Source organism: Nonomuraea sp. NPDC049637 (assembly GCF_040675235.1).
Classification (GTDB): Bacteria; Actinomycetota; Actinomycetes; order Streptosporangiales; family Streptosporangiaceae; genus Nonomuraea.
Window position 1 is genome coordinate 161385 of record NZ_JBFAOM010000016.1, and the last position, 26480, is coordinate 187864.

The following is a 26480-nucleotide window of genomic DNA, read 5'->3' on the forward strand; positions in this document are numbered from 1 at the left end:
CTGCGGGCCGACAAGTTTGTGAAGGGGTTCACAAAGGAACGAAGGCGCAAGACCCCGAGGCCTTCGAGCGTGTAGGACAGGACAGTCCAGTGACCGTGCCACCAGCCATACAGGCTGACGCCGACGTCATCGTCGTCGGCGCCGGTCCCGCCGGTTCCGCAACCGCCTTTTACCTCGCTCAGGCCGGTCTCGACGTGCTGCTCCTGGAGAAGACCAGGTTCCCCCGCGAGAAGGTCTGCGGCGACGGCCTGACGCCACGTGCCGTCAAGCAGTTGCTCAACATGGGCGTCGACATCGACGCGCCCGGCTGGATCAGGAACAAGGGCCTGCGCGTCGTCGGCGGCGGCCTCCGCTTCGAGCTCGACTGGCCGCAGTTGGAGCGCTTCCCCGACTTCGGCCTGGTCCGCACCCGCAAGGACTTCGACCAGATCGTCGCGGCCAACGCGGTCAAGAACGGCGTGCGCCTCATGGAGGGCGTCACCGTGACCGGGCCGGTGCTCGACGACCGCAGCGGGCACATCGTCGGCGTGCGCACCAAGGACGGCGCGACGTACCGCAGCCGGGTGGTCGTGGCGGCCGACGGCAACAGCACCCGCCTGGCGATCGGCATGGGCCTGCACAAGCGGGAGGACCGGCCCATGGGCGTGGCCGTCCGCACCTACTTCGAGAGCCCCCGCCACGACGACGACTACCTGGAGACCTGGCTGGAGCTGTGGGACGGCGACACCCTGCTCCCCGGCTACGGCTGGGTGTTCGGGGTCGGCGACGGCACCGCCAACGTCGGGCTCGGGCTGCTCAACACCAGCGCCCAGTTCGGCAACATCGACTACCGCGACCTGTTGAAGCGCTGGTGCAGGGCCATGCCGGCCGACTGGGGCTTCACCGAGGAGAACATGACGGCCCCCATCCGCGGCGCCGCTCTCCCGATGGCCTTCAACAGGCAGCCGCACTACACGCGGGGTCTTATCCTCGTGGGTGACTCCGGCGGGTCCATCAACCCGTTCAACGGCGAGGGCATCGCCTACGCCATGGAGACCGGCGAGATCGCCGCCGAGATCATCGCGAAGGCACTCAAGGACACCACTCCCGCACAGCGCGAGCGGATCCTGAGGACCTACCCCCAGGTGATGAAGGACGCCTACGGCGGCTACTTCACCCTGGGGAGGTTGTTCGTCGAGGCGATTGGGAAGCCGGGTGTGATGAGCTTCGGGACCAGGCACGGCCTGCCACACCCGAGGCTGATGCGCTTCGCGCTCAAGCTCCTTGGTAATCTCACCGACCGGCGAGGCGATGCGTCCGACATGATCATCAACGCTCTCTCGAAGGTCGCCCCACCAGCATGATTCCCACGACAGACACATCAAGCTGCGCGCCGGCGCGCGCGGCGACTCCAGAGGAGGCGTAGCGATGGACCTTTACGTGCCCATCCTGGTGCTCGCCGTTCTCGCGGGGGGCTTCGCGATCTTCTCGGTCGCCATCGCTCCCTTCACCGGACCCAAGCGCTGGAACCGCGCGAAGCTTGACGCCTATGAATGCGGCATCGAGCCGACGCCCCAGCCGGTCGGTGGCGGACGGTTCCCGCTCAAATACATGATCACCGCGATGCTCTTCATCGTGTTCGACATCGAGATCATCTTCCTCTATCCGTGGGCGGTCTCCTTCGCGCCGCTGAAGAACGACGCGGGCACCACCATCGCGTCCGGCCTCGGGCTGTTCGCGCTGGTCGAGATGCTGCTGTTCATCGTCACCGTGCTCGTCGCCTACGCGTACGTGTGGCGCCGCAAGGGTCTGGACTGGGACTGAAAATGGGACTTGAAGAGAAACTCCCCAGCGGGTTCATCCTCAGCACGGTCGAAGCCGCCGCAGGATGGGCGCGGAAGAGCTCGGTGTGGCCGGCCACGTTCGGCCTCGCGTGTTGCGCCATCGAGCTGATGGCCACCGGTGGCCCCCACTACGACCTGGCGCGCTTCGGCATGGAGCGCGCTTCGGCGTCTCCTCGCCAGGCCGACCTCATGATCGTCGCCGGGCGCGTGTCGCAGAAGATGGCGCCCGTCCTGCGGCAGATCTACGACCAGATGGCCGAGCCCAAGTGGGTCATCGCCATGGGCGTGTGCGCCTCCAGCGGCGGCATGTTCAACAACTACGCCATCGTGCAGGGCGTCGACCACGTCGTGCCGGTCGACATCTACCTGCCCGGCTGCCCGCCGCGGCCGGAGATGCTGATCGACGCGATCGTGAAGCTGCACGACAAGATCCAGAACATGAAGTTCGGCGCCCACCGCGCCAAGCAGATCGAGGACCTCGAACTGCGGGCGCTGCGCACGCTGCCGCTGATCGACCAGGGGGCCGGAAAGTGACCTCGCCCGACCACCTTCCCGGGAGCCCGGAGAGCGGGGAGGCCCCCGAGGCCGCCTCGGTCCCGGCCGTCCCCGAGGCGCCCGTCGCCCGGCACGGCATGTTCGGCGCGCACGACTCCGGCGACACCTCCGGCTACGGCGGTCTCGTCGTCCGCCGGGCGCCGCAGATCTCCACGCCCCGCCCGTACGGCGGCTACTTCGACGAGCTGGTCGACGCCCTCGCCCTCGACGACGCCATCGAGCGCGTCGTGGTCGACCGCGGCGAGCTGACCCTGCACGTCCGCCGCGAGCGCCTGGTGGAGGTCTGCCAGAAGCTGCGCGACGACCCGGCCCTGCGTTTCGAGCTGTCGCTCGGCGTCTCCGGGGTGCACTACCCGCACCTGAAGGGCGAGGAGCTGCACGCCGTCTACCACCTGTGCTCGATCACCCACAACAGGCGCGTGCGCCTGGAGGTCAGCGCACCGGACGCCGACCCGCACATTCCATCCACCGTGGGCGTTTACCCTGGTCATGACTGGCATGAGCGGGAGACGTACGACTTCTTCGGAATCGTCTTCGACGGCCATCCGTCACTCACCCGGATCATGATGCCGGATGACTGGGACGGTCACCCGCAGCGCAAGGACTACCCGCTCGGCGGCATCCCGGTCGAGTACCGGGGCGCCACCATCCCCTCGCCGGACCAGAGGAGGTCTTACTCATGAGCACCGCTTATGACGAGGCGACAGAGGGCAAGGTCTACTCGGTCACCGGCGGAGACTGGGACGAGGTCGTCGGCGGCGCGCGCGACACCGAGGAAGAGCGCCTGGTCGTCAACATGGGCCCGCAGCACCCGTCCACGCACGGCGTGCTCCGCCTGGTCCTGACGCTCGACGGTGAGACGGTCACCGAGGCGCGCAGCGTCATCGGCTACCTGCACACCGGCATCGAGAAGAACATGGAGTACCGGACGTGGACCCAGGGGACCACGTTCGTGACCCGCATGGACTACCTCTCGCCGATCTTCAACGAGACCGCGTACTGCCTGGGCGTGGAGAAGCTGCTCGGCATCACCGACCGCGTGCCCGAGCGGGCGCAGGCCATCCGCGTGATGATGATGGAGCTCAACCGCATCGCCTCGCACCTGGTCGCGATGGGCACGTTCGGCATGGAGCTGGGCGCGACCACGCCGTTCCTGTTCGGCTACCGCGACCGCGAAATGATCATGGACCTGTTCGAGTACATCACGGGTCTGCGCATGAACCACGCCTACGTCAGGCCGGGCGGCGTCAGCGTCGACCTGCCCGCGGGCGCGGTCGACAAGGTGGGCGAGTTCCTCAAGGAAATGCCCAAGCGGATCAAGGACATCCGCAAGCTCCTCGACGAGAACCCCGTCTACGTGCGCCGCACCAAGGACGTGGGCTACCTCGACCTGACCGGCTGCATGGCGCTCGGCATCACCGGCCCGATCCTGCGCGCCGCCGGGCTGCCCTGGGACCTGCGCAAGTCGCAGCCCTACTCCGGCTACGAGACGTACGAGTTCGAGGTCGCCACCGAGCGCGGCTGCGACGTGTACTCGCGCTACCTCGTGCGCATGCGGGAGATGGAGGAGTCGCTCAAGATCATCGAGCAGGCTCTCGACCGCATCGCCGGCCCGCTCAAGGGCGACCCGGTGATGATCGAGGACAAGAAGATCGGCTGGCCCGCGCAGCTCGCGCTCGGCCCCGACGGCTTCGGCAACTCGCCCGACCACATCGCGCACATCATGGGCAGCTCGATGGAGGCCCTGATCCACCACTTCAAGCTGGTGACCGAGGGCTTCCGGGTCCCGGCCGGCCAGGCGTACGCGAGCATCGAGTCGCCCAAGGGCGAGCTCGGGGCGCACGTCGTCAGCGACGGCGGCACCCGCCCGTACCGCGTGCACTTCCGCGAGCCTTCCTTCTGCAACCTGCAGGGCTTCCCCGCCATGGCGGAGGGCGGCCAGGTCGCCGACGTGATCGCCGCGGTGGCTTCTATCGACCCCGTCATGGGAGGTGTGGACCGGTGACTTATTCACCGGAAGTCCGCGAGCGTCTCGAACAGGACGCCAAGGAGATCATCGGCCGCTACCCCAAGACGCGGTCCGCCCTGCTGCCGCTGCTCCACCTCGTGCAGTCGGCCGACGGCTACGTCTCCGACGACGGCAAGGAGTTCTGCGCCGAGATGCTGGGCCTGAGCAAGGCCGAGGTCACCGGCGTGGCCACCTTCTACACGATGTACAAGCGCAAGCCGGCCGGCGACTACCACGTCGGCGTCTGCATCAACGCGCTGTGCGCCGTCATGGGCGGCGACCAGATCTGGGACGAGCTGTCCGAGCACGTCGGCGTCGGCCACGAGGAGACCACCGGCGACGGCAAGATCTCGCTGGAGCGCCTGGAGTGCAACGCGGCCTGCGACTTCGCCCCGGTCATGATGGTCAACTGGGAGTTCTTCGACAACCAGACCCCCGCCTCGGCCAAGCAGCTCGTCGACGACCTGCGTGACGGCAAGGACGTGCGGCCGACCCGCGGACCGAAGAAGCTCTGCACCTTCAAGGAGGCCTCGCGCGTGCTCGCGGGCCTGCCCGACGACCTGGCGGGCGACGGCCCGTCGGCCGCCGGCCCCTCGCTGGAGGGCCTGAAGGTGGCCAAGGCCAACGGATGGAAGGTCCCCGAGGCATGAGCACCACACTGACCCCGGTCCTGACCGCCAACTGGGACCAGGCCGACTCCTTCACCCTCGACGGCTACGGCGGTGACTACAAGGCGGCCAAGAAGGCGCTGGGCATGGACCCCGACGCCGTCATCCAGGCGGTCAAGGACTCCGGCCTGCGCGGCCGCGGCGGCGCGGGCTTCCCCACCGGCATGAAGTGGGGATTCATCCCGCAGGGCGACGGCAAGCCCCACTACCTCGTCGTCAATGCCGACGAGTCGGAGCCGGGCACCTGCAAGGACATCCCGCTGATGATGGCCAACCCGCACTCGCTGGTCGAGGGCGTCATCATCACCGCGTTCGCGATCAGGGCCAACTACGCCTTCATCTACGTGCGCGGCGAGGTGCTGCACGTCATCCGCCGGCTGCACGCGGCCGTGCGCGAGGCGTACGAGAAGGGCTTCCTGGGCGAGGACATCTTCGGCTCCGGGTACAACCTGGAACTCGTCGTGCACAGCGGCGCCGGCGCGTACATCTGCGGCGAGGAGACGGCGCTGCTCGACTCGCTGGAGGGCTTCAGAGGTCAACCGCGACTCAAGCCCCCGTTCCCGGCCGTGGCGGGCCTGTACGCCTCGCCGACTGTCGTGAACAACGTCGAGTCGATCGCCAGTGTTCCCTCGATCATCAGCAACGGCGCCGACTGGTTCGCCTCGATGGGCACCGAGAAGTCCAAGGGCTTCGGCATCTTCTCCCTCAGCGGCCACGTCACCAGGCCCGGCCAGTACGAGGCCCCGCTCGGCATCACGCTGCGCGAGCTGCTCGACATGGCCGGCGGCATCCGCGAGGGGCACCAGATCAAGTTCTGGACCCCGGGCGGCTCGTCCACGCCGATCTTCACCGACGAGCACCTCGACGTGCCGCTCGACTTCGAGGCCGTCGGCGCCAAGGGCTCGATGCTCGGCACCCGCGCGCTGCAGATCTTCGACGAGACCACCTGCGTGGTCCGCACGGTGCTGCGCTGGACCGAGTTCTACGCCCACGAGTCCTGCGGCAAGTGCACGCCGTGCCGCGAGGGCACGTACTGGCTCAAGCAGGTGCTCAAGCGCCTGGAGAAGGGCCAGGGCACCGAGGAGGACCTGTCCACGATCACCGACATCGCGGACAACATCCTCGGCCGCTCGTTCTGCGCCCTCGGCGACGGCGCGACCAGCCCGATCCACTCCTCGGTGAAGTACTTCCGCGAGGAGTACCTCAAGCACTTCGAGATCGGCGGCTGCCCGTTCGACCCGAAGAAGTCCACTCTCTGGGGTGAGCAGTGACCGTCGTAGAAACAGAAACCACCCTGGTGACCCTCACCATCGACGGGTTCCAGGTCAGTGTCCCCAAGGGCACCCTGATCATCAGGGCCGCCGAGCTGCTGGGCATCCAGATCCCCCGGTTCTGCGACCACCCGCTGCTCGACCCGGCGGCCAACTGCCGCCAGTGCCTCGTCGACATCCCCGACGCGGGCAACGGCCGCGGCTTCCCCAAGCCGCAGCCGTCCTGCGCGATCGAGGTCGCCGAGGGCATGGTCGTGCAGACCCAGCTCACCTCGCCGGTCGCCGAGAAGGCGCAGCGCGGGGCCATGGAGCTGCTGCTGATGAACCACCCGCTCGACTGCCCGGTCTGCGACAAGGGCGGCGAGTGCCCCCTGCAGAACCAGGCCATGTCGAACGGCCAGGGCGAGTCGCGGTTCCAGGAGCAGAAGCGCACGTTCCCCAAGCCGCTGCCGCTGTCCACGCAGGTGCTGCTCGACCGTGAGCGCTGCGTCCAGTGCGCCCGCTGCATCCGCTTCTCCGACCAGATCGCCGGCGACCCGCTCATCGAGTTCTTCGAGCGCGGCGCCAAGGAGCAGGTCCGGGTCGCCGACGGCAAGCCGTTCAACTCCTACTTCTCCGGCAACACGGTGCAGATCTGCCCGGTCGGCGCGCTCACCGGCGCGGCCTACCGGTTCCGGGCGCGCCCGTTCGACCTGGTCTCCACGCCCAGCGCGTGCGAGCACTGCGCGTCGGGCTGCTCCCTGCGCACCGACCACCGGCGCGGCCGGGTGACCCGCCGCCTGGCGGGCAACGACCCGCAGGTGAACGAGGAGTGGAACTGCGACAAGGGCCGCTGGGCCTTCTCCTACGCCACCCAGCCCGACCGGCTCAAGACGCCCCTGGTGCGCAACGAGGAAGGCGTGCTCGTGCCCGCCTCGTGGCCGGAGGCGCTGGCGGTCGCCGCCGAGGGTCTGGCCGCCGCCCGCGGCCGGGCCGGCGTGCTGGTCGGCGGCCGGGTCACGGTCGAGGACGCCTACGCCTACAGCAAGTTCGCCCGGGTCGCGCTGGGCAGCAACGACATCGACTTCCGCGCCCGCCCGCACTCCGCCGAGGAGGCGCAGTTCCTGGCGCACGCGGTCGCCGGCAAGGGCATCGAGATCAGCTACACCGACCTCGAGAAGGCTCCGGCCGTGCTGCTCGTCGGGTTCGAGCCCGAGGAGGAGTCGCCGATCGTCTTCCTGCGCCTGCGCAAGGCGTGGCAGAAGAAGGGCCTGAAGGTCACCGCGATCGCGCCGTTCGCCTCCGCCGGGCTGGCCAAGATGGGCGGCACGCTCATCGCCACCGCCCCGGGCGCCGAGGCCGACGCGATCGGCGACCTGGTCGGCACGCTGGCCGAGGGCACGATCGTGCTGGCCGGCGAGCGGCTGGCCACCGTGCCGGGCGCGCTGTCGGCCCTGGTCCGCCTCGGCGCCGGCTCCGGCGTCCGGCTGGGCTGGGTGCCGCGCAGGGCCGGTGAGCGCGGTGCGCTCGAAGCCGGCGCGCTGCCCAACCTGCTGCCGATCGGCCGTCCCGTGGCCGACGAGGCTGCCAGGGCCGAGGTCGCCAGGGTCTGGAACGTGGGCTCGCTGCCCGCCGTGCCCGGCCGCGATACCGACGGCATCCTCGCCGCCGCCCGCGCCGGCGAGATCGACGCGCTGGTCGTGGCCGGCGTCGACCCGCACGACCTGGCCGACCCCGCCGCCGCGCTGGAGGCGCTGGAGAACACGCCGTTCATCGTCAGCCTGGAGATCCGCGCCAGCGCCGTCACCGACCGCGCCGACGTGGTGCTGCCGGTCGCGGCGGTGCAGGAGAAGAGCGGCACGTTCGTCAACTGGGAGGGCAGGGGCCGCTCGTTCGAAGCGCCGCTGCGCGTGCCCGGCATCCAGAGCGACCTGGCCGTCATCGGCAACCTCGCCGACCGCATGGACGTGCACCTCGGCCTGCCGGACGCCAAGGCCGTCCGGCGTGAGCTGGCCAGCCTCGGCGCCTGGCGCGGGGTCCGCGTCGCCGCGCCGAGCACCGCCACCCGCGCCCAGGCCGCCCCGGCGGCCGGCGAGGCGCTGCTGGCGACCTGGCACCTGCTGCTCGACGAGGGCAGGCTCCAGGACGGCGAGCCGTACCTGGCCGGCACCGCCCGTGCCACCGAGGCGCTGGTGTCGGCGGCCACGGCGGCCGAGATCGGCGTCATCGACGGCGACAAGCTCGTCGTCGGCGGCCCCGGCCCCAACGCGGTCACGCTGCCGGTCCGCGTCGCCGACCTGCCCGACCGGGTGGTCTGGGTGCCGGCGAACTCCGGCGGCTGCTCGGTCACGCGCGACCTGCGCGCGCTGGCCGGCGACATCGTCACGATCGGGAGCGCATCATGACCCACGTTCTCGCGGCCGATCCCACCCTTGCCGACTTCGGCAAGGACCCGCTGTGGATCACCATCATCAAGGCCGTGATGCTGTTCGCCTTCCTGATGCTGGGCATCCTGTTCGGCGTCTGGTACGAGCGCAAGCTGATCTCGCGGATGCAGCACCGCTACGGCCCCAACCGGGCCGGCAAGTTCGGTCTGCTGCAGTCGGTGGCCGACGGCATCAAGATGGGTCTGAAGGAGGACATCTTCCCGCGGACCGTGGACAAGGTGCTCTACCTGCTGGCCCCCGTGATCATGGTCGTGCCGGCGTTCCTGGCCTTCTCGATCGTGCCGTTCGCGCCGATGGTCAACCTGTTCGGCGTCCAGACGCCGCTGCAGCTCGTCGACCTGCCGGTGGCGGTGCTGTTCATGCTGGCCATGGGCGCCATCTCGGTCTACGGCGTGGTGCTGGCCGGCTGGTCGTCGCGCTCGCCGTACGCGCTGCTGGGCGGTCTGCGGTCGGCGGCGCAGGTGGTCTCGTACGAGATCGCGATGGGCCTGTCGTTCGTGGCGATCTTCCTGTTCGCCGGGACGCTGTCCACCTCCGAGATCGTCAAGGCGCAGGGCGAGCAGGGCTGGTTCGTCTTCCTGCTGATCCCGTCGTTCGTGATCTACGTGATCTGCATGTTCGGCGAGGCCGCCCGAATCCCGTTCGACCTCCCCGAGGGCGAGGGTGAGCTGGTCGGCGGCTTCCAGACCGAGTACTCCTCGTCCCTGAAGTTCGCCCTCATCATGATGGGCGAGTACCTGCACACCTTCACCGCCTCGGGCATCGCGGTCACCCTGTTCCTGGGCGGCTGGCGGGCCCCGTGGCCGATCTCCCTGTGGGACGGCGCCAACACGGGCTGGTGGCCGGTGTTGTGGTTCTTCATCAAGTTCGTGCTGACCTTCAGCTTCATCGTGTGGGTGCGTGCCTCGCTGCCGCGCGTGCGCTACGACCAGCTCATGTCCCTGGGCTGGAAGGTGCTGATCCCGGTGAACCTGGCCTGGATCCTGCTCGTCGCCGCGGCTCGCAACGTGGTCGTCAACGAGGGCAACAAGACGGTCGGCATCGTGATCGGCGCGGTCATCGTGGTCGGCGCGCTGGCCATCTGGATGCGGTTCGACACCGTCAACCAGCGGCGCAAGGAGGCGCGCAAGGCCGAGGTGGAGGCCGAGTTCGAGCAACTGTCCGACGAGCCGACGGCCGGCGGCTTCCCTGTGCCGCCGCTCGATCTGCCGCACTACCACGGGGTGCAGCACAAGGAGATTCCCAGTGGGACTAACTGATTGGCTGAACCCCGTCAAGGGCTTCGGGGTCACCTTCCACACGATGTTCAAGAAGCCCGTCACGACCAACTACCCGGAGGTCAAGAAGCCGACGGCTCCTCGCTTCCACGGTCGTCACCAGCTCAACCGCTGGCCGGACGGGCTGGAGAAGTGCGTCGGTTGTGAGCTGTGCGCGTGGGCGTGTCCGGCGGACGCGATCTACGTCGAGGGCGCAGACAACACCGACGAGGAGCGCTACTCGCCGGGTGAGCGTTACGGGCGCACGTACCAGATCAACTATCTGCGGTGCATCCTGTGCGGCCTGTGCATCGAGGCCTGCCCGACCCGCGCGCTCACCATGACCAACGAGTACGAGCTCGCCGACAGCAGCCGCGAGAGCCTCATCTACACCAAGGAGATGCTCCTCGCGGACCTGACGCCGGGCATGGAGCAGCCGCCCCACCCGATGCGGCTCGGCGAGACCGAAGAGGACTACTACCGGCTGGGACGAACCAATGGGTGAGACCATCACATTCTGGGTTCTCGCCGTCGTATCGGTCGGCGCGGCGCTCGGCATGGTCTTCAACAGGAAGGCCGTCTACTCGGCGCTGATGCTCGGCACCGTGATGCTCTGCCTCGCGGTGCTCTACGCCGTCCAGGACGCGCCCTTCCTCGCCGCGGTGCAGATCATCGTCTACACCGGCGCCATCATGATGCTGTTCCTGTTCGTGCTCATGCTGGTGGGCGTGGACTCCTCCGACTCCTTCGTGGAGACGCTGCGGGGTCAGCGCTTCTGGGGCGCCCTCGCGGCCCTCGGCTTCGCCGTCCTGATCATCCTGGCGGTGGGGAACGCGATCTTCTCCGGTGAGGCGGGCCTGGCGCAGGCCACGGCGCAGGGCGGCTACGTCCGCTCGATCGCGCTGCTGCTGTTCACCAAGTACGTCTTCGCGTTCGAGGTCACCTCGGCCCTGCTGATCACCGCCGCCCTGGGCGCGATGGTCCTGGCGCACCGGGAGAAGTTCACCGAGAAGGCCACGCAGAAGGACCTCTCGCGCGCCCGGTTCCTCGGCGAGCGTCCCTCGCCGCTGCCCGGCCCCGGCACCTACGCCAGGAACAACGCCATCGACATGCCGGCGCTGCTGCCCGACGGCTCGGTCGCGGAGTCGTCGGTCAACCGCTACATCGCCCGCTACGACGTCGAGCACGGCCACCTCCCCGAGGACCCGAAGCTCGCCGAGGCCATCAGGCACACGGCCGAGGATGACGCCGAGGAGACGACCAACGAGGTGACCAAGTGACGACCCACTACCTGATCCTGTCGGGTGTGCTGTTCGCGATCGGCGCGCTCGGCGTGCTGATCAGGCGCAACGCGATCGTGGTGTTCATGTGCGTCGAGCTCATGCTCAACGCCTGCAACCTCGCGTTCGTCACCTTCGCCAGGCAGAACGGCAACCTGGAGGGCCAGATCATCGCGTTCTTCGTGATGGTGGTGGCCGCGGCCGAGGTCGTCGTCGGCCTGGCCATCATCGTGACGATCTTCCGAACCCGCAGGTCCGCGTCCGTCGACGACGCCAACCTGCTGAAGTACTAAGAGAGGTGACTGATGCAATCTGAAATCGCTCAGATCACCCCTCACGTCGGCGGTGTGATCGGGAACGCCTGGCTGATGATCGCCCTTCCGCTCGTGGGGGCGTTCATCCTGCTGGTGTTCAACAAGTTCACCAATCGCTGGGGCCATCTGCTGGGCGTGGTCATGTCGCTCGCCTCGTTCGTGGTGGCGGTGCTGGCCTTCTTCGAGCTGATCGGCCTCGGGCCCGAGGAGCGCCGCCGCGCGGTGCACCTGTACGAGTTCATCCCCGGCATGGTCGACATGGGCCTGCTGATCGACCCGCTGTCGATCAGCTTCGCCCTGCTCATCACGGGTGTCGGATCGCTGATCCACATCTACTCCATCGGCTATATGTCGCACGACGAGCACCGGCGCAGGTTCTTCGCGTACCTGAACCTGTTCGTCGCCGCGATGCTCCTGCTGGTGCTGGCCGACAACTACGTGGGCCTGTTCATCGGCTGGGAGGGCGTGGGTCTCGCGTCCTACCTGCTGATCGGGTTCTGGCAGTTCAAGCCCTCGGCGGCGGTCGCGGCGAAGAAGGCGTTCGTCGTCAACCGCGTCGGTGACTTCGGCCTGCTGGTCGGCATGTTCATCATCTGGACGTCGTTCGGCACCCTGGCCTTCAAGGACCTCGGCGCGAAGATCGGCTCCGGCGCCGCCTCCGACGGCACCATGCTCGCCATCGGCCTGCTGCTGCTCCTCGGCGCGTGCGGCAAGTCGGCGCAGCTCCCGCTGCAGTCCTGGCTCCTCGACGCCATGGAGGGCCCGACCCCGGTCTCGGCCCTGATCCACGCGGCGACCATGGTCACCGCCGGCGTCTACCTGGTCGTCCGCTCGGGCGCGTTCTTCTTCCCCGAGGGCTCCGGCGCGGCGCTGGCCGTCTCCATCGTCGGCGCGGCCACGCTGCTCGCCGGTGCGATCATCGGTTGTGCGAAGGACGACATCAAGAAGGGCCTGGCCGGCTCGACGATGTCGCAGATCGGCTACATGATGCTCGGCGCGGGCCTCGGCCCCGCGGGCTACGCCTTCGCGATCGGCCACCTGATCACCCACGGCTTCTTCAAGGCCGACATGTTCCTCGGCGCCGGATCGGTCATGCACGGCATGAACGACGAGGTGAACATGAGGAAGTACGGCGGCCTGCGCAAGTTCATGCCGATCACGTTCGTCACGTTCTTCATCGGCTACCTGGCGATCATCGGGTTCCCGCTGCTGTCCGGCTACTTCACCAAGGACGGCATCATCGAGACCGCGGTCCACCACCAGCCGATCCTGGGCTGGCTGGCCGTGCTCGGCGCGGGCATCACCGGCTTCTACATGTCGCGGATGGTCTTCATGACCTTCTTCGGCGAGAAGCGCTGGGCCGACGACGCCCACCCGCACGAGTCGCCGCTCGTCATGACGGTGCCGCTGATGATCCTTTCGCTGGGCGCGCTCGGTCTGGGTGCGTACCTGGTGCTGGGCGGCAGGCTGTACGACTTCCTGCGGCCCGCCGTGGGCGGCGAGGCGGAGGCCCCGAGCTTCCAGTTCGCCAGCACGCCCGGTCTGGCCACCCTCGCGCTCGTCGCCGTCGGTGTGGTCTTCGCCTGGATGAGGTACGGCCGGGCAGAGGTGCCCTCGGTGCAGCCGCGCGGCTCCTTCCTCACCACGTTCGCCCGCCGTGACCTGTACGGCGACGCCCTCAACGAGTCCCTGTTCATGCGTCCCGGCCAGTGGCTGACCCGCATCGCGGTGTTCTTCGACAACCGCGGCGTCGACGGGCTGGTCAACGGTCTGGCGGCAGGCATCGGCGGGAGCTCGGGTCGCCTGCGCAGGCTCCAGACGGGCTTCGCGCGAACGTACGCGCTGTCCATCCTGATCGGTGCCGCCCTGCTGACCGGCGCCCTGCTCCTCGTTGGGAACATCTGATGTCACCCTGGCTCCCGATACTCATGGCGGTGCCCGTTGTGGGCGCCATCGTGGTGGCCCTGCTTCCCAAGGGCGGCGACAAGCTGGCCAAGCAGGTCACGCTGGCGGTCTCGCTGCTGACGATGGTGCTGACGGGCGTCATGGCCGCCGGGTTCAAGCCCGGTGGCGAGCGCTTCCAGTTCAAGGCGGAGTACGACTGGATCCCGAGCTTCGGCGTGAAGTTCGGGGTCGGCGTCGACGGCGTCGCCCTGGTGCTGATCGCCCTGTCGGTCGTGCTGGTGCCGATCGTCGTCCTGGCCTCCTGGCACGACGCCGACGGCGTCAGGACCTCGGACGGCACGCTGATCACGCCCAAGCGGTCGGTCAAGACGTACTTCTCGCTGCTGCTCGTCCTTGAGACGATGATGATCGGCGTCTTCGCGGCGACCGACGTCTTCCTCTTCTACGTGTTCTTCGAAGCCATGCTGATCCCGATGTACTTCATGATCGGGTCGTACGGCGGCGCCCAGCGGTCGTACGCGGCCGTCAAGTTCCTGCTGTACTCTCTCTTCGGCGGCCTGCTCATGCTGGTCGCGGTCATCGGCCTGTACGTGCTGGCGAACAAGGGCACGTTCATGTTCGAGCCGCTCGTCGGGGCCATCAAGGACCCGACGACGCAGAAGTGGCTGTTCGGCGGCTTCTTCATCGCCTTCGCCATCAAGGCGCCGCTCTGGCCGGTGCACACCTGGCTGCCCGACGCGGCCGCCCAGGCCCCGGCCGGCGCCGCCGTGCTGCTCGTGGGCGTGCTCGACAAGGTCGGCACGTTCGGCATGCTCCGCTTCTGCCTGGAGCTGTTCCCCGACGCGGCCAAGGCGTTCACGATGCCGATCGTCGTCCTGGCGGTCATCAGCATCATCTACGGCGCGATCGTGGCCATCGGCCAGACCGACATGAAGCGGCTCATCGCCTACACGTCGATCTCGCACTTCGGCTTCATCGTGCTCGGCGTCTTCGCCATGTCGTCGGTCGCCCAGTCCGGCGCGGCCCTCTACATGGTCAACCACGGCTTCGCCACGGGCGCGCTGTTCCTCGCCGCCGGGTTCCTCATCGCCCGGCGCGGCTCGCCGTTCATCGCCGACTACGGCGGCGTCCAGAAGGTCGCCCCGGTGCTCGCCGGCTTCTTCCTGGTCGCCGGTCTGGCCGGTCTCTCGCTGCCCGGACTGTCGTCCTTCGTCAGCGAGTTCATGGTGATGATCGGCACGTACTCCAGCGAGGCGCACGGCTCCGGCGCGCTGACGGTGGCCGCGATCATCTCCGCGGTGGCCGTGATCCTGGCCGCCGTCTACATCCTGTGGATGGTCCAGCGCACGCTGAACGGCCCGACCGCCGAGCCGGTCAAGGCGTTCAAGGACCTCAACGCCCGGGAGATCTGGGTGCTGGCGCCGCTGGTCGCGCTGATCATCGGGTTCGGCTTCTTCCCCAAGCCGCTGCTCGATGTGATCAACCCGTCCGTGCAGCAGACGCTGACCAACGTGCACGTACCCACTGCCACCATCGCTGAGAAGGGGACAGGTCAGTGAACGACGTCATCCCAGCGCCGACGATCGAGTACGGCACGCTGGCGCCGTTGCTGATCATCTTCGGCGCTGCCTGCATCGGCGTGCTCGTCGAGGCGTTCGCGCCCCGCTACCTGCGCAAGTCCATCCACGTCCCGCTCACGCTGCTCAGCCTGATCGGCGCGTTCGCGCTGGTCATCCTGCAGGTCGTGCGCGGCGTGCCCACCCAGGCCGCCGCCATGGGCGCGGTCGCGGTGGACGGTCCCGCGCTGTTCATCTGGGGCGTGATCATCGTCCTGTCGTTCGTGTCGGTGCTGCTGATCAACGACGAGGGCCACTTCGTGGCCTCGGCGGCGGCCGTGCCGGGCAGCGCGGACGAGGAGGAGGCCGAGGCGGCCGACAACGGCGCCGGGCAGACCGAGGTCTACCCGCTGGTGCTGTTCGCGGTCGGCGGCATGCTGCTCTTCCCGGCCTCGCACGACCTGCTGACGATGTTCGTGGCCCTTGAGGTCATGTCGCTGCCGCTGTACCTGCTGTGCGGCCTGGCCCGCCGGCGCCGCCTGCTGTCGCAGGAGGCGTCGATGAAGTACTTCCTGCTCGGCGCGTTCTCCTCGGCGTTCTTCCTGTACGGCACCGCCATGATCTACGGCTACGCGGGCACCGTCTCGCTGCCCGGGATCAACGCCGCCCTGGCCAAGGGCGCGCTGCTCGACCCGCTGCTCATGGCCGGGCTCGCGCTGCTCGGCGTCGGCCTGCTGTTCAAGATCGGCGCCGCGCCCTTCCAGGCGTGGAAGCCCGATGTCTACCAGGGCGCCCCGACCCCCATCACCGCGCTCATGGCCTCCGGCACGCTCGTCGCTGCCGTCGGCGCCCTGCTGCGGGTGTTCTGGGTCGGTCTGGGCAACCTGGACTGGAACTGGCGGCCGGTCATCTGGGCCGTCGCGGCCCTGACGATGATCGTCGGCTCGATCCTGGCGATCACGCAGACCGACATCAAGCGCATGCTGGCCTACTCCTCCATCGCGCACGCGGGCTTCCTGCTCGTCGGCGTGATGGCGACGTTCGGCTCGGCCGGGCAGAACGCCCAGTCGCTCAAGTCGATCCTGTTCTACCTGGCGGTCTACGGCATCACCACGGTCGGCGCGTTCGCGGTGGTCACGCTGGTGCGCGACCCGGGCGGCGAGGCGGGACACCTGTCGCGCTGGGCCGGGCTCGGCAAGCGTTCGCCGATGCTCGCCGGGGTGTTCGCCTTCTTCCTGCTCGCCTTCGCCGGAATCCCGCTGACCAGCGGCTTCTTCGGCAAGTACGCCGTGTTCGCGGCCGCGCTGAACAGCGGCACGCAGCCCGGCGACTCGATGGGCGGCTGGATGGCCGGCCTGGTCGTGGTGGGCGTGGTGGCCTCGGCCATCGCCGCGTTCTTCTACGTCCGGGTGATCGTGCTGATGTTCTTCAGCGAGCCCGCGGCCGACGGCCCGGCGATCGCGGTGCCCAGTATGGGGACCGTGGCCGTCATCGCCGTTTCCCTGCTGGTTACCGTAGGAGTGGGCCTCTACCCGGAGACCCTCCTCGGTGTCGCCAACGACGCCGCTTCGGCTCTGTTCATTAGATAAGGGGATCTCGTATGTCTGCGCCGCCCGTGGTTGACCTTCCCATTGAGGACGAACGGTTGGCGCAGGACGTGGCCACCGGATTGGCCGCGGTCGAGAAGCTCCTGCGCTCGTCGGTGGAGAGCGAGGACGCCTTCGTCACGGAGGCGTCCAAGCACCTCATCGAGGCGGGCGGCAAGCGGTTCCGTACGCTGATGGTGCTGCTCGCGGCCCAGTTCGGCGACCCGTCCGCGCCGGGTGTCGTGCCCGGCGCGGTGGTCATCGAACTGACCCACCTGGGCTCGCTCTACCACGACGACGTCATGGACGAGGCCCCGGTGCGCCGGGGTTCGCCGTCGGCCAACGCCCGGTGGGACAACACCGTGGCGATCCTCACCGGCGACTACCTGTTCGCCCAGGCCTCGGACCTCCTGGCCGACCTCGGCCCCGAGCTGATCCGCATCCAGGCCCAGACGTTCTCCCGCCTCGTCCAGGGGCAGATCCGCGAGACGGTCGGCCCGCGCGACGGCGAGGACCCCGTCGGTCACTACCTGAGCGTCCTGGCCGACAAGACGGGCTCCCTCATCGCGGCCTCCGGCCGCTTCGGCGCGCTGCTGTCCGGTGCCCCCGCCGACGTCGAAGAGCGGCTGAGCCGCGCCTGCGAGGCCGTCGGCGTGGCCTGGCAGCTCGGCGACGACCTGCTCGACGTGGCCTCCTCGGGCGCCCAGTCGGGCAAGACCCCCGGCACAGACCTGCGTGAGGGCGTCCGTACCCTGCCGGTCCTCTACGCGCTCACCAGCGGCGAGCAGTCGCGCCTGACCGAGCTGCTGTCCGGCCCGGTGCCGGAGGAGCACGTGGAGGAGGCGCTCACCCTGCTGCGGGCCCATCCGGCCATGGAGCGGGCCCGCGCCGAGCTGACCGCGTGGGTCGACCGGGCCCGCGTCGACCTGTCCGCCCTGCCCGACATCCCGGCCAGGGCGGCCTTCCTAGCTCTCTGCGACTACGTGGTCGAGCGTTCGGGCTGACCGCCTGACCCGGGCGGCCGTCCGTGCCGCCCGGAGGCTGTCGTAGGTGAAGATGGCCAGGGCCAGCCACACGATCGAGAACCCGATCCACCGGCTGGGCGGCATGACCTCGCCGGCGATCGTCACCCCCACCACGAACTGCAGGATCGGCGCGATGTACTGCAGCACCCCGACGGTGCTGAGCGGCACCCGGATCGCCGCGGCGCCGAAGCAGATCAGCGGCACGGCCGTGATGATCCCGGCCCCCACCAGCAGCAGCGCATGCCCGACGCCTTCCTGTCCGAACGTGGCCTGCCCCGCGAACTCCAGATAGATCAGGTATCCGAGCGCCGGCAGCAGCAGCACCAGCGTCTCGACGGCCAGGCTCTCGGTGGCGGCCACGTTCGCCTGCTTCTTGGCCAGCCCGTACACGCCGAAGCTGACGGCGAGCGTGAGCGCGATCCAGGGCAGCCTGCCGTAGTCCAGGGTCAGCACCACCACCGCCAGCGCCGCGAACCCGACCGCCGTCCACTGCAGCGGACGCAGCCGCTCCCGCAGCACCAGCACGCCGAACAGCACGCTGACCAGCGGGTTGATGAAGTACCCGAGGGCGCTCTCGACCACGTGGCCGGTGTTGACCGCGTAGATGTAGGTGCCCCAGTTGACGGTGATGACGAGGGCGGCGATCGTCAGCAGGACGAGCTTGCGTGGCTGCCGGGCCAGCTCCCTGAACCAGCTCCAGTGCCGGCGCACGGCCAGCACGACGGCGACGGCGACCAGGGACCAGACCATCCGATGAGCCAGGATCTCCACGGCTCCGGACGGTTTGAGCAGCGGCCAGTACAGGGGGAAGAGCCCCCACATGGTGTAGGCGGCGATCCCGAACAGTACACCGCGCCGAAGGTCAGGCATGTAACCCATTTTCGGGCCTTACCAGCTTAAATACAAATGTGTGTCACTATACGGGAATGTTTAGGCACCCTTAACTGTTCGGGCGTTGTGTAGGCGCAATCCCGCCACCCACGCCACACCGCCGCCCGCGGCGCTTGCGTAGGGTGGAGACACCTGATGGAGGTGGCACGATGGGCTGGCTGTTCGGCGGCAACAAGACATCGATGGTCCGTCCCGAGGACGCTCTGCCGGGCCGCTCGGAGGCGATGCCCGTGCCCGCGCGGCACGCGGTTCTCGACGCCCCGCTCGCCCCGCCGTACCCTTCGGGCCTGGAGGTGGCCGACTTCGGGCTGGGCTGCTTCTGGGGGGCCGAGCGCAAGTTCTGGCAGACGCCGGGGGTGGTGACGACCGCCGTGGGCTACCAGGGCGGCTACACGCCCAACCCGACGTACGAGGAGGTCTGCAGCGGCCTCACCGGGCACACCGAGGCCGTCCGGGTGGTGTTCGACCCGGCCCAGGTGTCGTACGAGGAGCTGCTGAAGGTCTTCTGGGAGAACCACGACCCGACCCAGGGCATGCGGCAGGGCAACGACACCGGCACCCAGTACCGGTCGGCGATCTACTACCACTCGCCGGAGCAGGAGAAGGCGGCCGAGACGTCCCGCGCCGCCTACCAGCAGGTCCTCACCCAGGCCGGCTACGGCACCATAACCACCGAAATAGCCCCAGCCAAGCCTTTCTACTACGCCGAGGACTATCACCAGCAGTACCTGTACAAGGTCCCCAACGGCTACTGCGGCATCGGCGGCACGGGTGTGGCCTGCCCCGTCGGTCTGACCTCCGGCGAAGCCTGACCTGCCGAACGCGGGCCGTGCCGCCAGAGCGGCCCGCCTTCGGGGACACATGAGCCCGTCCATCAGGACGTGGAAGACGCGGTCCACAATGCGGATAGTGGAAGAGCGCGCATGCGGTCCCCGAATGGGAGCGTTTCCTGGCCCGCGTACAGGACGTACCCGGCCATGAGCCGGTCGCCCAGTTTGCGGGCCAGATGCTGCAAGCCTCTGAAGTCATCGGCACGTACGGTTTCGGTCGCCTTGACTTCGATGCCGATGATCTCGCCAGAGGCTCGTTCGAGTATGCCGTCGACTTCGACCCATCTCTATCTCGGTAGTGATAGAGCTGTACAGGCTCCTCGGACCACGTGAGCTGGCGGGCCAGCTCGCCGACCGCCGCCGATGAGCCGGGTGGGCCGGGCCTGCGCCAGCCACGTCCGAGCCGTCCGCGGAGCTGTCCGCGTGTCCAGCATGAAGTCGCGGTGGCGCACCTGGTCCAGGACGTACTCGTTGTAGTCGGGGCCCGCGGCGGGGGCCCAGCCCTTGCACGTACCCGGCCGTTCGGCGGGCTTGACGCCGTCGGGGCAGGCGCCGTCGGAGCTGAGGAAGTTGTAGCCGCCCTGGTTGAAGCTGGTGCCGACGGTGACGAAGCGGTCGCCGAGCCGCTCGCGCAGCTCGCCGCCTATCGGGGCCGGCACGTACGTGGTGTCGATCGGGGTGTAGCTCAGGTGCGCGTTCAGCCCGGACACCTGGATCTTGGCGTCCGTCACACGGTTCCACCAGGCGACGTTGTCGGCCAGCACCTGGTTCCGGTAGATCGCCGCCTGGCGGCGGCCGTCCGCGGTGGCCTGGTCGAAGGCGAAGTCGGTGAAGGTCTGCGACAGCGCGCGGGCGTGCTGGAGCGTCCATCGGTCGGCGCCCTCCCTCTGGAGGAGATTCAGGGCCTGGGTGGCCCGCTCGGCGTTGTCCTGCCGAGTCTCCAGGGGTACGGCCAGCGCCAGCCTCATGTACTCGCCGGCGTTTTTCGTGGTGGGGCGCAGCCCGTCGTACAGCCGGGTGAGCTCGGGCAGCAGGGCGGGTCGGTGCTGTTTGGCGTACGCCAGCACCTTGTCGAAGAGGATGTCGCCGGGGTAGAGCAGCCGCACCGCCGAACGACTGCACGTCACCCCGGCCCGGATCACGAAGGCGATCCAGAAACAGGAACGCCAGATCGGCGCCCCGCTCGTCGAACGGACCCCAGGTCGGTACGGCTGACGCCGCTCGGTCGGCAGCTCCGCGACGATCTCTGGCCGATGTACAGCGGCCTCCAGGAGAGCATGCGCCGAGCCAGGCTGGCCGCCGAGGGCATCACCGGCGTGCTGCGCGTCGGCATGATCCCGCACAATTCGCACGACCTGCGGCGCTACTGGGACACGTTCCGCAGCAACCACCCCCAGTGGAAGCTGCAGATCCGCATCTCCCCCTTCGCCGATCCGTTCGCCGGGTTGCGGCGCGGCGACACCGACGTCCTCGTCGCGTGGCTGCCCGTTGAAGAACCCGACCTGACCACGGGGCCGGTCCTGTTCACGGACCCGCGCCTGCTGGCCGTGTCCGCCGATCACGAACTCACCCGGCACGCCACCGGCCTGATGGAGATGCTCGCCGATTTCCCGCACGTGGACACTCCGTCCAGGCCCGACTACTGGGCGGACGGCTTCCTCCCGACCCGGACTCCTGTGAGCCATCGAATCGAGCGTGGCCCCCTGGCGCTCAACACCGAGGAGATCCTTTCCCTGGTCACCACCGGGAAGACCGTCAGTCTCGTCGCCCACCACATGAGGCGGTACTATCTCCGGCCCGACATCACGTACCTGCCGCTCCGGGACGACGATCCGCTGAAGTTCGCACTGGTGTGGTCGACCGAAGCGGAGAACGCCCTGATTCGCGCCCTCGCTCAGACCGTCCGCGACCTCGGCCCCCTCGACCTGCTCACCCTCTGACCGGTCGGGCGCCGAAACTCATCCGCAGGGCCGCCGCGGACGGCTGGCTGACTCCTCCGCGACGATGTACGCCAGGACTGCTCGGCAGGGGGCGGCGTACATTCGGGACTGACGACGGACATCAGATTGTGTTCTGACATAGACTGCGGGAGTGAGCACTAGTCATGCCGACGCAGTGACCTTCTCTGATCTGTCGAGGAATCCGCGAGCGGTCGCGGAACGGGCCGCACGTCTTGGACGGGTACGTGTCACGCATCGAGACGCTCCGGACTTCTACCTCACCGCAGCTGATCGTGAAGAAGAGCGGGAACGGACGCTGGCCACCGCCTCGCGCTTGTTCCTTGCGTTGATCAAGCACGATCCCACCGCGCGCGCCCTGGTCATCGCCATGCCAGAGGTCTTCCCGTGGGTTCGCCACCTGTCGTCCACCGAACTGCGTGCCTTCACGCTGGAATTGGTCGAGGCGCTCTCCGACGCGGCTGAACTGGATGTCGACGCCACCAGCCAAGAGGTCATAGCGGGCTGGCGAGCCACTGCGAGGATCAAGGCGGATCCTGCCCACTACGCCGAGGCTCGTAAGGCCACGAGCGGCGACTTCGGGCCGGTGCAGGTTTCCGTATGAGCCCGAAGCGGGGTGACAGGGTTACGGTCCCGCCCCCTGACGATGAATGGGATGTCCGGTTCGGCACCGGCGAGGCGGTCCGCGGCTGGGAGGAACTGTGCCGCCATGCGTTGGCCAATACCCGTCGATGCTTCGAGATCCTGCGCCTTGATCCGCGCACGAGTGCCAGTCGTGATCGACAACATCGTCTACGTGGCGATCTCGCATCCCATCGTCACAACGGCAAGGATTTGGAGCAGTGGGAGTTCGAGATCACCAGCGGTGGGCGTGTGCGGTACGTCATCGATGACACCACTCGTACCGTCTGGGTGATCTACGCATCACCTCGACACCCGAAGGACACCGAGTAGGTAGTCATTGCTTCGTGAAGTTGGGCGCCTACCAGTAGGTCAGGGCGAAGGTACGGCGCGCCGCCGCACCCCGTCCTCCGGCCGAACGCTGCGGCTGGGCTGGTCGCCGTGGGGCGACGGTCCGAGGCTTCGTTCCTCAGCCCCGGCTGATCGAAGGCTGTGAGGCCTTCTGGGGCGTGTCAGATCTGTGCCAGGACGGGCGGGGGCGCGGTCACTCCCGGCTGCTGGCGTCGTCACCCGGTTCAGCGCTGGTGGCGGGGGTCAGAACTTGCCTGACTGTACCTCTATGCGGTGTCCCAGTTGCTTGCTCAACTCCGTGTGGAAGCTGACGCTGAGAGGTGGCCATCCCCAGAAGTCGAATGCGAGCGCCCCGAGGTCGAAACCGGACCCGAACTGCCACTCGGTGACCGGAACGGAGGCGCCGCATGAGGAGCAGGTGACACTCCCTTCACCGGTCTCCTTCCAGGTGTCGATGCCGTCGCTGAACGGCTGCCAAGCCGCCTGGTCGGCCTCCCACGCGTTCGGGTAGTCGATGATCACAGTCGTCGCGTCACATCGTGGGCAGGTCGCGGAGTCCGCCTCGCTCATCCCCTGCCCTCCGACGTGGTGATCCCGCCCGACGATGACCGCCACCGGGCCCGGTATCCACGTCGGGTCCGAGGAATCAGCCACTGCTCGTTGCCAGTTGGGGCCGGGCTCGTAGCCGTCGTCCACCTGCAGGCTGTACATGCCGTCGCTGGACCTTCCGCGCGTGATCAGCCCTTCGGCAACCATCCAGTCGACCACCCGCTCTGCGAGCGACTCAGCCTCTTGGCCGGTCACCTCGACATCGACGATCCGCTCGAAGTAGTCACCCATCGTCTTTCAACTCCTTCTCGATAGCTGATGCCCACTGTGCCACTCTCCTGAGAGAGTGGCGCCGTTCTCTCACTCACCCCGCGGCCCTGTCGGCTTTCAGCATGTGCTGGAAGGGGATGCTCGTGGTTTTCAGTACGGCCGGATCGTGCTGTGCCGCAGGCCATATCTGAAGGTAGTGGTCATCAACGGAGCAGCGCTCTTCGGCCATTCCTCGGACGTGATATCGCAGACGGTATGTGCCGGGACCGGAAAGCAACGGGGAAAGGTCGTGCGCCTTTTCGTCGTCCCAATCCATGAGCCATCCGGCCAAGAAAACCTGGCCCGACGGGGAGTCGAAACTGATCTCCACGATGTCCTCATAGCCGTCAAGGTCAGCGCCCGGATCCTGGTCGGCGACCGTCACGGTGAAGGGGATCAGCCCCCAAAGTGTGGCGATGTTCAGGCTGGCGAAGCCTCTTCCCTCTGCTGTGACGAGGCCGACCGAGTGGGCCGGTGAGTCAGCTGGCCTGCCATTGGGCTCGTGGTCTCCCTCGTCCAGGAGATAGACCTGACCGCAGTCTGCGACCTCCACATCAATCCGCTTCGTGTGCGTGACGGGGGACTCTTCTCTGGTCATGGGCGCGAAGCGTAGAGTCCGGCACCGACAATCTCGGTCGGCCGGTGCCGGACCTGTTTCTGCTGAGCCGCGGCGGATCATCTCGCATAGCATCGTGAACATGGACGAGGCCACCACCGTAAGGCTCCCGCACGGGCAGAACCTCAGGTGCGATACATGCCAGAGCGAAATCTTCGAGTCCCGTCAGTGGAAGCTGCAGACGACCGGAATGAGCTTCATGGGCCTGGATTGGGCCAACCGAGACGCGACCTGCTTCGTCTGTACCACTTGTCGGCGGATTCACTGGTTCCACCTGTAATGGACCGGCTGCCGGCGCCCGGAGGTGATCATGGTGCGCGTCGCTGTGTCGGGGCACAGGGGCTTGCCGGGAGAGACCGCTGTACTGGTCGATCGGGCGATACGTGAGGCTCTTGTGGAGTGCCTTCCCGACCTCGGGGGGTTGTCCTGTCTGGCGGACGGGGCCGACCAGATCTTCGCTCGTGCGGTACTCGATCTCGGCGGTGTGCTGGAGGTCGTGATCCCGGCCGAGCGGTATCGGGACGGGCTGCCGGACGAGTGCCGTGCCGCGTACGACGAGTTGCTGGGCCGGGCGGGCCGGGCTCACCGGCTGGAGTTCGCGGAGTCCACCGCGGAGGCCCACATGGCGGCCAGTGAGCGGATGCTGGATGACGCCGATGTGTTGTTCGCCGTCTGGGACGGGCAGCCGGCCCGAGGTCATGGCGGCACGGCCGACGTGGTGGCCGAGGCTCGGCGGCGGGGGATGTCCGTCCGGGTGATCTGGCCCGAAGGGGCTCGGCGAGGTTGAGGGACTCTGGCCGGGGCGGGCCCGAGACGTGAGGGGGCGTGGCCCGGGCGGGCGGTGGGCGTCGGTGACGGGCGCGAGCCGGCTGTAGATCCGTGTGCCTGTCTGCTTATCCCGCTTTCCGGCTGTTCGGCGGTGTTTGTGGTCGGGGGGCTGGTGAGAAACCGCATCCCCGGGAGGAAAGACGCGTAGTGGTGGGAGAAAGAAGCACACCTCGTGTCGGACCGTGGCTCGGCTTCTTTGCCTTCCATCTGTCACTGTGCTCCCGTCAGAGCACGCGCCGGGCCACCGGTGCGGCATCTTCTTCCCTGCGTGGAACAGGCAGGAGCCGTGAACCTAGAGGCGCAGATCCTTGAGGTGATGCTACGGGTCAAGGCGCTCGAGACGAGCACCCGCACCGCGGACGACCTCACCATGATCAGCATTGTTCTGATGATGACCGAACTCGTCACCTTCCAGGCTGAGCTGAGACAAGACTACGAGGCCCTGGTGGACGAGATCACCGGGCTGCGGCACCACATCAACGCCCATGACGCCGTTCCGCAGTGTGGCCTGCCGCGTTGCGGCCTCCTGCGCCGCCCCGGCCCTCGGCAGCGCCCAGAGAGCAACTAGATGGTTGGTACCAGGCCTTAGCTGTGGCGAAGGTGCGGTTCACGAGGGCGTTCATGCTCGATGGGAGAGCTGGGCGCCTTCGCGACCGCACCTCGGTATCGCGGGTCTCACTCATTGGCATCGACCATCCCGCGAGCCGGAGTCGTCGTAACTCCGTGGACGTCGGCTGCTCGTACAGCCGATCATGGAGTGTGGTGTGGGAATCGGCGGGGCGGTTGTGGGCCGGGTTGGCTGGGGTGCCTGGCGTGTTTCCTGGGCGTGGCGAGGTTGCGGTGGTGGTCTCCGCCAGGTCGGGGTTGTGTCCGCCTGGGTGGACGGGGATCGTCGTGCTGGACGGCGGGGCGCTGGTCACGGTGCCTGATGCCGGGTTGGTCGAGCCGTTGCGCCGGGCCCTGCGCGGCGGTCTCGGTAGGGACGGCGTCGATCTTCCGCGGCTTTCCGAGCGGCTGGAGGTGCGCGAGGTCTTGGGGCCGGCGACGCTCGCGTACATCGATGCCGACGCGTTCGTTCCCTGCCATGTCGGGGCGGATGTCGAACCGCTGACGCTGGGGGACCCGGAGGTCGGCGGGCTGCTGGCGGCGGTGAGCGAGCAGGATGCCGACGAGAGCGGGCTGGCGGAGGTCGGTTCGGCGGTCTGGGTGGTTCGTGCGGGTGGGGAGGTGGTCGCCGCCGCCGGGTATCGGACGTGGTTGGACACGGCGGCGCATCTGTCCGTACTGACTGCCGAGGGGTTTCGGGGGCGGGGGCTGGCTCGGGCGGTGGCGTCGGCGGCGGTGGCCGACGCGCTCGGTGCGGGGTTGCTGCCGCAGTGGCGGGCGCGTCCGGAGGCGTCGCGGCGGGTGGCCCGAGCTCTCGGGTTCCGCGAGCTCGGGTCACAGGTGAGCCTTCGCGTAGAGCGGTGACCGTGCCTCTGTGGAGCCGTGACCGTGCCTCTGTGGAGCGGTGACCGTATCTTTGGCGGGTGGGCAAAGTGTCGTCGGCGGTGTTCGAAGAGGTGTCCGTGCTTTGGGAAGAGCATCGGCACATTCCGTTTCCCGGGCTGGCTGATCGGGACCTGTTCGCGGACCTGGTCCTGGCGGACGACGGAGTCGCGGGTGTCATGTTCTGGTACGTCCGCAATGAGGGTAAGCCGCTCACCGACCAGCTGCGCGAGCAGCTCGTCAGCAGCGCCCGCGACCTGCGCTGGATCCGGCGGCGAGCGCGTGGCCGGGAGGCGAGGACGTACGTGGACCGGCTGCTGCGGATGGCCGACCTGATCCTCGGTGGCTCCCCGGCCGGATGAGGAG

29 protein-coding genes are annotated in these 26480 nt (G+C 68.2%); 25 read left to right on the top strand and 4 right to left on the bottom strand.

Features of this window, described 5'->3' with window-relative positions; all coding sequences use genetic code 11:
• Nucleotides 1-89 precede the first annotated feature (89 nt).
• The 16 genes from AB0J71_RS23370 to AB0J71_RS23445 all read left to right on the top strand — a co-directional run bounded on the left by AB0J71_RS23370 (nucleotide 90) and on the right by AB0J71_RS23445 (nucleotide 17652).
• Complete coding sequence (locus AB0J71_RS23370; protein ID WP_352322514.1) at nucleotides 90-1343, top strand: geranylgeranyl reductase family protein; 1254 nt, start codon at nucleotides 90-92, stop codon at nucleotides 1341-1343.
• A gap of 64 nt (nucleotides 1344-1407) precedes the next feature.
• The gene (locus tag AB0J71_RS23375) at nucleotides 1408-1803 is read left to right on the top strand and encodes an NADH-quinone oxidoreductase subunit A (protein WP_352322513.1); all 396 of its coding nucleotides are present in this window, start codon (nucleotides 1408-1410) and stop codon (nucleotides 1801-1803) included.
• A gap of 2 nt (nucleotides 1804-1805) precedes the next feature.
• Nucleotides 1806-2357 carry an NADH-quinone oxidoreductase subunit B family protein gene (locus AB0J71_RS23380; RefSeq protein ID WP_352322512.1) on the top strand — a complete coding sequence of 184 codons (552 nt, stop codon included), beginning with the start codon at nucleotides 1806-1808 and terminating at the stop codon, nucleotides 2355-2357.
• 98 nt (nucleotides 2358-2455) lie between these two features.
• Nucleotides 2456-3061 (top strand): NADH-quinone oxidoreductase subunit C, encoded by a 606-nt coding sequence (locus AB0J71_RS23385; protein ID WP_352322542.1) that lies wholly within the window; start codon nucleotides 2456-2458, stop codon nucleotides 3059-3061.
• A complete protein-coding gene (locus tag AB0J71_RS23390) occupies nucleotides 3058-4383 on the top strand; it encodes an NADH-quinone oxidoreductase subunit D (RefSeq protein ID WP_352322511.1) in 1326 nt (441 codons plus the stop codon). Before AB0J71_RS23385 ends, AB0J71_RS23390 begins: the two co-directional genes overlap by 4 nt.
• A complete protein-coding gene (nuoE, locus tag AB0J71_RS23395) occupies nucleotides 4380-5036 on the top strand; it encodes an NADH-quinone oxidoreductase subunit NuoE (protein ID WP_364415929.1) in 657 nt (218 codons plus the stop codon). Before AB0J71_RS23390 ends, nuoE begins: the two co-directional genes overlap by 4 nt.
• Nucleotides 5033-6325, top strand: coding sequence for an NADH-quinone oxidoreductase subunit NuoF (gene nuoF, locus AB0J71_RS23400; protein WP_352322509.1), 1293 nt, complete (start codon nucleotides 5033-5035; stop codon nucleotides 6323-6325). Before nuoE ends, nuoF begins: the two co-directional genes overlap by 4 nt.
• Nucleotides 6322-8709 (top strand): NADH-quinone oxidoreductase subunit G, encoded by a 2388-nt coding sequence (locus AB0J71_RS23405; RefSeq protein WP_352322508.1) that lies wholly within the window; start codon nucleotides 6322-6324, stop codon nucleotides 8707-8709. The genes nuoF and AB0J71_RS23405 overlap by 4 nt, the downstream gene beginning before the upstream one ends.
• Nucleotides 8706-10010 carry an NADH-quinone oxidoreductase subunit NuoH gene (nuoH, locus tag AB0J71_RS23410; protein ID WP_352322507.1) on the top strand — a complete coding sequence of 435 codons (1305 nt, stop codon included), beginning with the start codon at nucleotides 8706-8708 and terminating at the stop codon, nucleotides 10008-10010. Before AB0J71_RS23405 ends, nuoH begins: the two co-directional genes overlap by 4 nt.
• Nucleotides 9997-10512, top strand: coding sequence for an NADH-quinone oxidoreductase subunit NuoI (gene nuoI / locus AB0J71_RS23415; protein WP_352322506.1), 516 nt, complete (start codon nucleotides 9997-9999; stop codon nucleotides 10510-10512). The genes nuoH and nuoI overlap by 14 nt, the downstream gene beginning before the upstream one ends.
• Nucleotides 10505-11287, top strand: coding sequence for an NADH-quinone oxidoreductase subunit J (locus tag AB0J71_RS23420; RefSeq protein WP_352322505.1), 783 nt, complete (start codon nucleotides 10505-10507; stop codon nucleotides 11285-11287). Before nuoI ends, AB0J71_RS23420 begins: the two co-directional genes overlap by 8 nt.
• The gene (gene nuoK / locus AB0J71_RS23425; RefSeq protein ID WP_352322504.1) at nucleotides 11284-11580 is read left to right on the top strand and encodes an NADH-quinone oxidoreductase subunit NuoK; all 297 of its coding nucleotides are present in this window, start codon (nucleotides 11284-11286) and stop codon (nucleotides 11578-11580) included. Before AB0J71_RS23420 ends, nuoK begins: the two co-directional genes overlap by 4 nt.
• Nucleotides 11581-11592: 12 nt before the next feature.
• Nucleotides 11593-13506 (top strand): NADH-quinone oxidoreductase subunit L, encoded by a 1914-nt coding sequence (gene nuoL, locus AB0J71_RS23430; RefSeq protein ID WP_364415931.1) that lies wholly within the window; start codon nucleotides 11593-11595, stop codon nucleotides 13504-13506.
• Nucleotides 13506-15065, top strand: coding sequence for an NADH-quinone oxidoreductase subunit M (locus tag AB0J71_RS23435; protein WP_364082555.1), 1560 nt, complete (start codon nucleotides 13506-13508; stop codon nucleotides 15063-15065). The genes nuoL and AB0J71_RS23435 overlap by 1 nt, the downstream gene beginning before the upstream one ends.
• Nucleotides 15062-16651, top strand: coding sequence for an NADH-quinone oxidoreductase subunit NuoN (gene nuoN, locus AB0J71_RS23440; RefSeq protein WP_352322501.1), 1590 nt, complete (start codon nucleotides 15062-15064; stop codon nucleotides 16649-16651). The genes AB0J71_RS23435 and nuoN overlap by 4 nt, the downstream gene beginning before the upstream one ends.
• An 11-nt stretch (nucleotides 16652-16662) precedes the next feature.
• Complete coding sequence (locus tag AB0J71_RS23445; RefSeq protein ID WP_352322500.1) at nucleotides 16663-17652, top strand: polyprenyl synthetase family protein; 990 nt, start codon at nucleotides 16663-16665, stop codon at nucleotides 17650-17652.
• Here AB0J71_RS23445 and rarD read toward each other — a convergent pair.
• A complete protein-coding gene (rarD, locus tag AB0J71_RS23450) occupies nucleotides 17614-18543 on the bottom strand; it encodes an EamA family transporter RarD (protein ID WP_364388485.1) in 930 nt (309 codons plus the stop codon). The genes AB0J71_RS23445 and rarD overlap by 39 nt on opposite strands.
• A gap of 170 nt (nucleotides 18544-18713) precedes the next feature.
• On the opposite strand from rarD, the gene msrA reads away from it, so the two are divergent.
• Nucleotides 18714-19376, top strand: a complete 663-nt coding sequence (msrA, locus tag AB0J71_RS23455; protein ID WP_364415934.1) for a peptide-methionine (S)-S-oxide reductase MsrA — start codon at nucleotides 18714-18716, stop codon at nucleotides 19374-19376.
• A gap of 305 nt (nucleotides 19377-19681) precedes the next feature.
• On the opposite strand, the gene AB0J71_RS23460 is transcribed toward msrA, so the two are convergent.
• Complete coding sequence (locus tag AB0J71_RS23460; protein WP_364415936.1) at nucleotides 19682-20521, bottom strand: erythromycin esterase family protein; 840 nt, start codon at nucleotides 20519-20521, stop codon at nucleotides 19682-19684.
• Nucleotides 20522-20543: 22 nt separating this feature from the next.
• Here AB0J71_RS23460 and AB0J71_RS23465 point away from each other — a divergent pair, with 22 nt between their 5' ends.
• From AB0J71_RS23465 to AB0J71_RS23480, 4 genes are all read left to right on the top strand, one after another.
• Complete coding sequence (locus AB0J71_RS23465; protein WP_364415979.1) at nucleotides 20544-20609, top strand: hypothetical protein; 66 nt, start codon at nucleotides 20544-20546, stop codon at nucleotides 20607-20609.
• Between the two features lie 62 nt (nucleotides 20610-20671).
• A complete protein-coding gene (locus AB0J71_RS23470) occupies nucleotides 20672-21334 on the top strand; it encodes a LysR substrate-binding domain-containing protein (RefSeq protein ID WP_364415937.1) in 663 nt (220 codons plus the stop codon).
• 151 nt (nucleotides 21335-21485) lie between these two features.
• The gene (locus tag AB0J71_RS23475) at nucleotides 21486-21956 is read left to right on the top strand and encodes a hypothetical protein (RefSeq protein WP_358290195.1); all 471 of its coding nucleotides are present in this window, start codon (nucleotides 21486-21488) and stop codon (nucleotides 21954-21956) included.
• Nucleotides 21953-22306 carry a hypothetical protein gene (locus AB0J71_RS23480; protein WP_364415939.1) on the top strand — a complete coding sequence of 118 codons (354 nt, stop codon included), beginning with the start codon at nucleotides 21953-21955 and terminating at the stop codon, nucleotides 22304-22306. The genes AB0J71_RS23475 and AB0J71_RS23480 overlap by 4 nt, the downstream gene beginning before the upstream one ends.
• A 261-nt stretch (nucleotides 22307-22567) precedes the next feature.
• On the opposite strand, the gene AB0J71_RS23485 is transcribed toward AB0J71_RS23480, so the two are convergent.
• Both AB0J71_RS23485 and AB0J71_RS23490 read right to left on the bottom strand, forming a co-directional pair.
• Nucleotides 22568-23164, bottom strand: coding sequence for a hypothetical protein (locus AB0J71_RS23485; protein WP_364415941.1), 597 nt, complete (start codon nucleotides 23162-23164; stop codon nucleotides 22568-22570).
• 73 nt (nucleotides 23165-23237) lie between these two features.
• Nucleotides 23238-23780, bottom strand: coding sequence for a hypothetical protein (locus tag AB0J71_RS23490; RefSeq protein WP_364415943.1), 543 nt, complete (start codon nucleotides 23778-23780; stop codon nucleotides 23238-23240).
• 328 nt (nucleotides 23781-24108) lie between these two features.
• On the opposite strand from AB0J71_RS23490, the gene AB0J71_RS23495 reads away from it, so the two are divergent.
• The 4 genes from AB0J71_RS23495 (at nucleotide 24109) to AB0J71_RS23510 (ending at nucleotide 26476) form a co-directional block, all read left to right on the top strand.
• The gene (locus tag AB0J71_RS23495) at nucleotides 24109-24585 is read left to right on the top strand and encodes a hypothetical protein (RefSeq protein WP_364415945.1); all 477 of its coding nucleotides are present in this window, start codon (nucleotides 24109-24111) and stop codon (nucleotides 24583-24585) included.
• A gap of 309 nt (nucleotides 24586-24894) precedes the next feature.
• A complete protein-coding gene (locus tag AB0J71_RS23500) occupies nucleotides 24895-25194 on the top strand; it encodes a hypothetical protein (RefSeq protein WP_364415947.1) in 300 nt (99 codons plus the stop codon).
• Nucleotides 25195-25520: 326 nt separating this feature from the next.
• Entirely contained in the window at nucleotides 25521-26096 is a 576-nt protein-coding gene (locus tag AB0J71_RS23505; RefSeq protein WP_364415949.1) for a GNAT family N-acetyltransferase, read from the top strand.
• 59 nt (nucleotides 26097-26155) lie between these two features.
• Nucleotides 26156-26476, top strand: coding sequence for a hypothetical protein (locus AB0J71_RS23510; protein ID WP_364415951.1), 321 nt, complete (start codon nucleotides 26156-26158; stop codon nucleotides 26474-26476).
• Nucleotides 26477-26480 lie beyond the last annotated feature (4 nt).

Bases quoted from the DNA above. Each gene is read 5' to 3' on its own strand.
- AB0J71_RS23375 (WP_352322513.1), top strand. From the start codon at position 1,408: ATGGACCTTTACGTGCCCATCCTGGTGCTCGCCGTTCTCGCGGGGGGC.
- AB0J71_RS23380 (WP_352322512.1), top strand. From the start codon at position 1,806: ATGGGACTTGAAGAGAAACTCCCCAGCGGGTTCATCCTCAGCACGGTC.
- AB0J71_RS23385 (WP_352322542.1), top strand. From the start codon at position 2,456: ATGTTCGGCGCGCACGACTCCGGCGACACCTCCGGCTACGGCGGTCTC.
- AB0J71_RS23390 (WP_352322511.1), top strand. From the start codon at position 3,058: ATGAGCACCGCTTATGACGAGGCGACAGAGGGCAAGGTCTACTCGGTC.
- nuoF (WP_352322509.1), top strand. From the start codon at position 5,033: ATGAGCACCACACTGACCCCGGTCCTGACCGCCAACTGGGACCAGGCC.
- nuoH (WP_352322507.1), top strand. From the start codon at position 8,706: ATGACCCACGTTCTCGCGGCCGATCCCACCCTTGCCGACTTCGGCAAG.
- AB0J71_RS23420 (WP_352322505.1), top strand. From the start codon at position 10,505: ATGGGTGAGACCATCACATTCTGGGTTCTCGCCGTCGTATCGGTCGGC.
- nuoL (WP_364415931.1), top strand. From the start codon at position 11,593: ATGCAATCTGAAATCGCTCAGATCACCCCTCACGTCGGCGGTGTGATC.
- AB0J71_RS23435 (WP_364082555.1), top strand. From the start codon at position 13,506: ATGTCACCCTGGCTCCCGATACTCATGGCGGTGCCCGTTGTGGGCGCC.
- AB0J71_RS23445 (WP_352322500.1), top strand. From the start codon at position 16,663: ATGTCTGCGCCGCCCGTGGTTGACCTTCCCATTGAGGACGAACGGTTG.
- rarD (WP_364388485.1), bottom strand. From the start codon at position 18,543: ATGCCTGACCTTCGGCGCGGTGTACTGTTCGGGATCGCCGCCTACACC.
- msrA (WP_364415934.1), top strand. From the start codon at position 18,714: ATGGGCTGGCTGTTCGGCGGCAACAAGACATCGATGGTCCGTCCCGAG.
- AB0J71_RS23470 (WP_364415937.1), top strand. From the start codon at position 20,672: ATGCGCCGAGCCAGGCTGGCCGCCGAGGGCATCACCGGCGTGCTGCGC.
- AB0J71_RS23480 (WP_364415939.1), top strand. From the start codon at position 21,953: ATGAGCCCGAAGCGGGGTGACAGGGTTACGGTCCCGCCCCCTGACGAT.
- AB0J71_RS23485 (WP_364415941.1), bottom strand. From the start codon at position 23,164: ATGGGTGACTACTTCGAGCGGATCGTCGATGTCGAGGTGACCGGCCAA.
- AB0J71_RS23490 (WP_364415943.1), bottom strand. From the start codon at position 23,780: ATGACCAGAGAAGAGTCCCCCGTCACGCACACGAAGCGGATTGATGTG.
- AB0J71_RS23495 (WP_364415945.1), top strand. From the start codon at position 24,109: ATGGTGCGCGTCGCTGTGTCGGGGCACAGGGGCTTGCCGGGAGAGACC.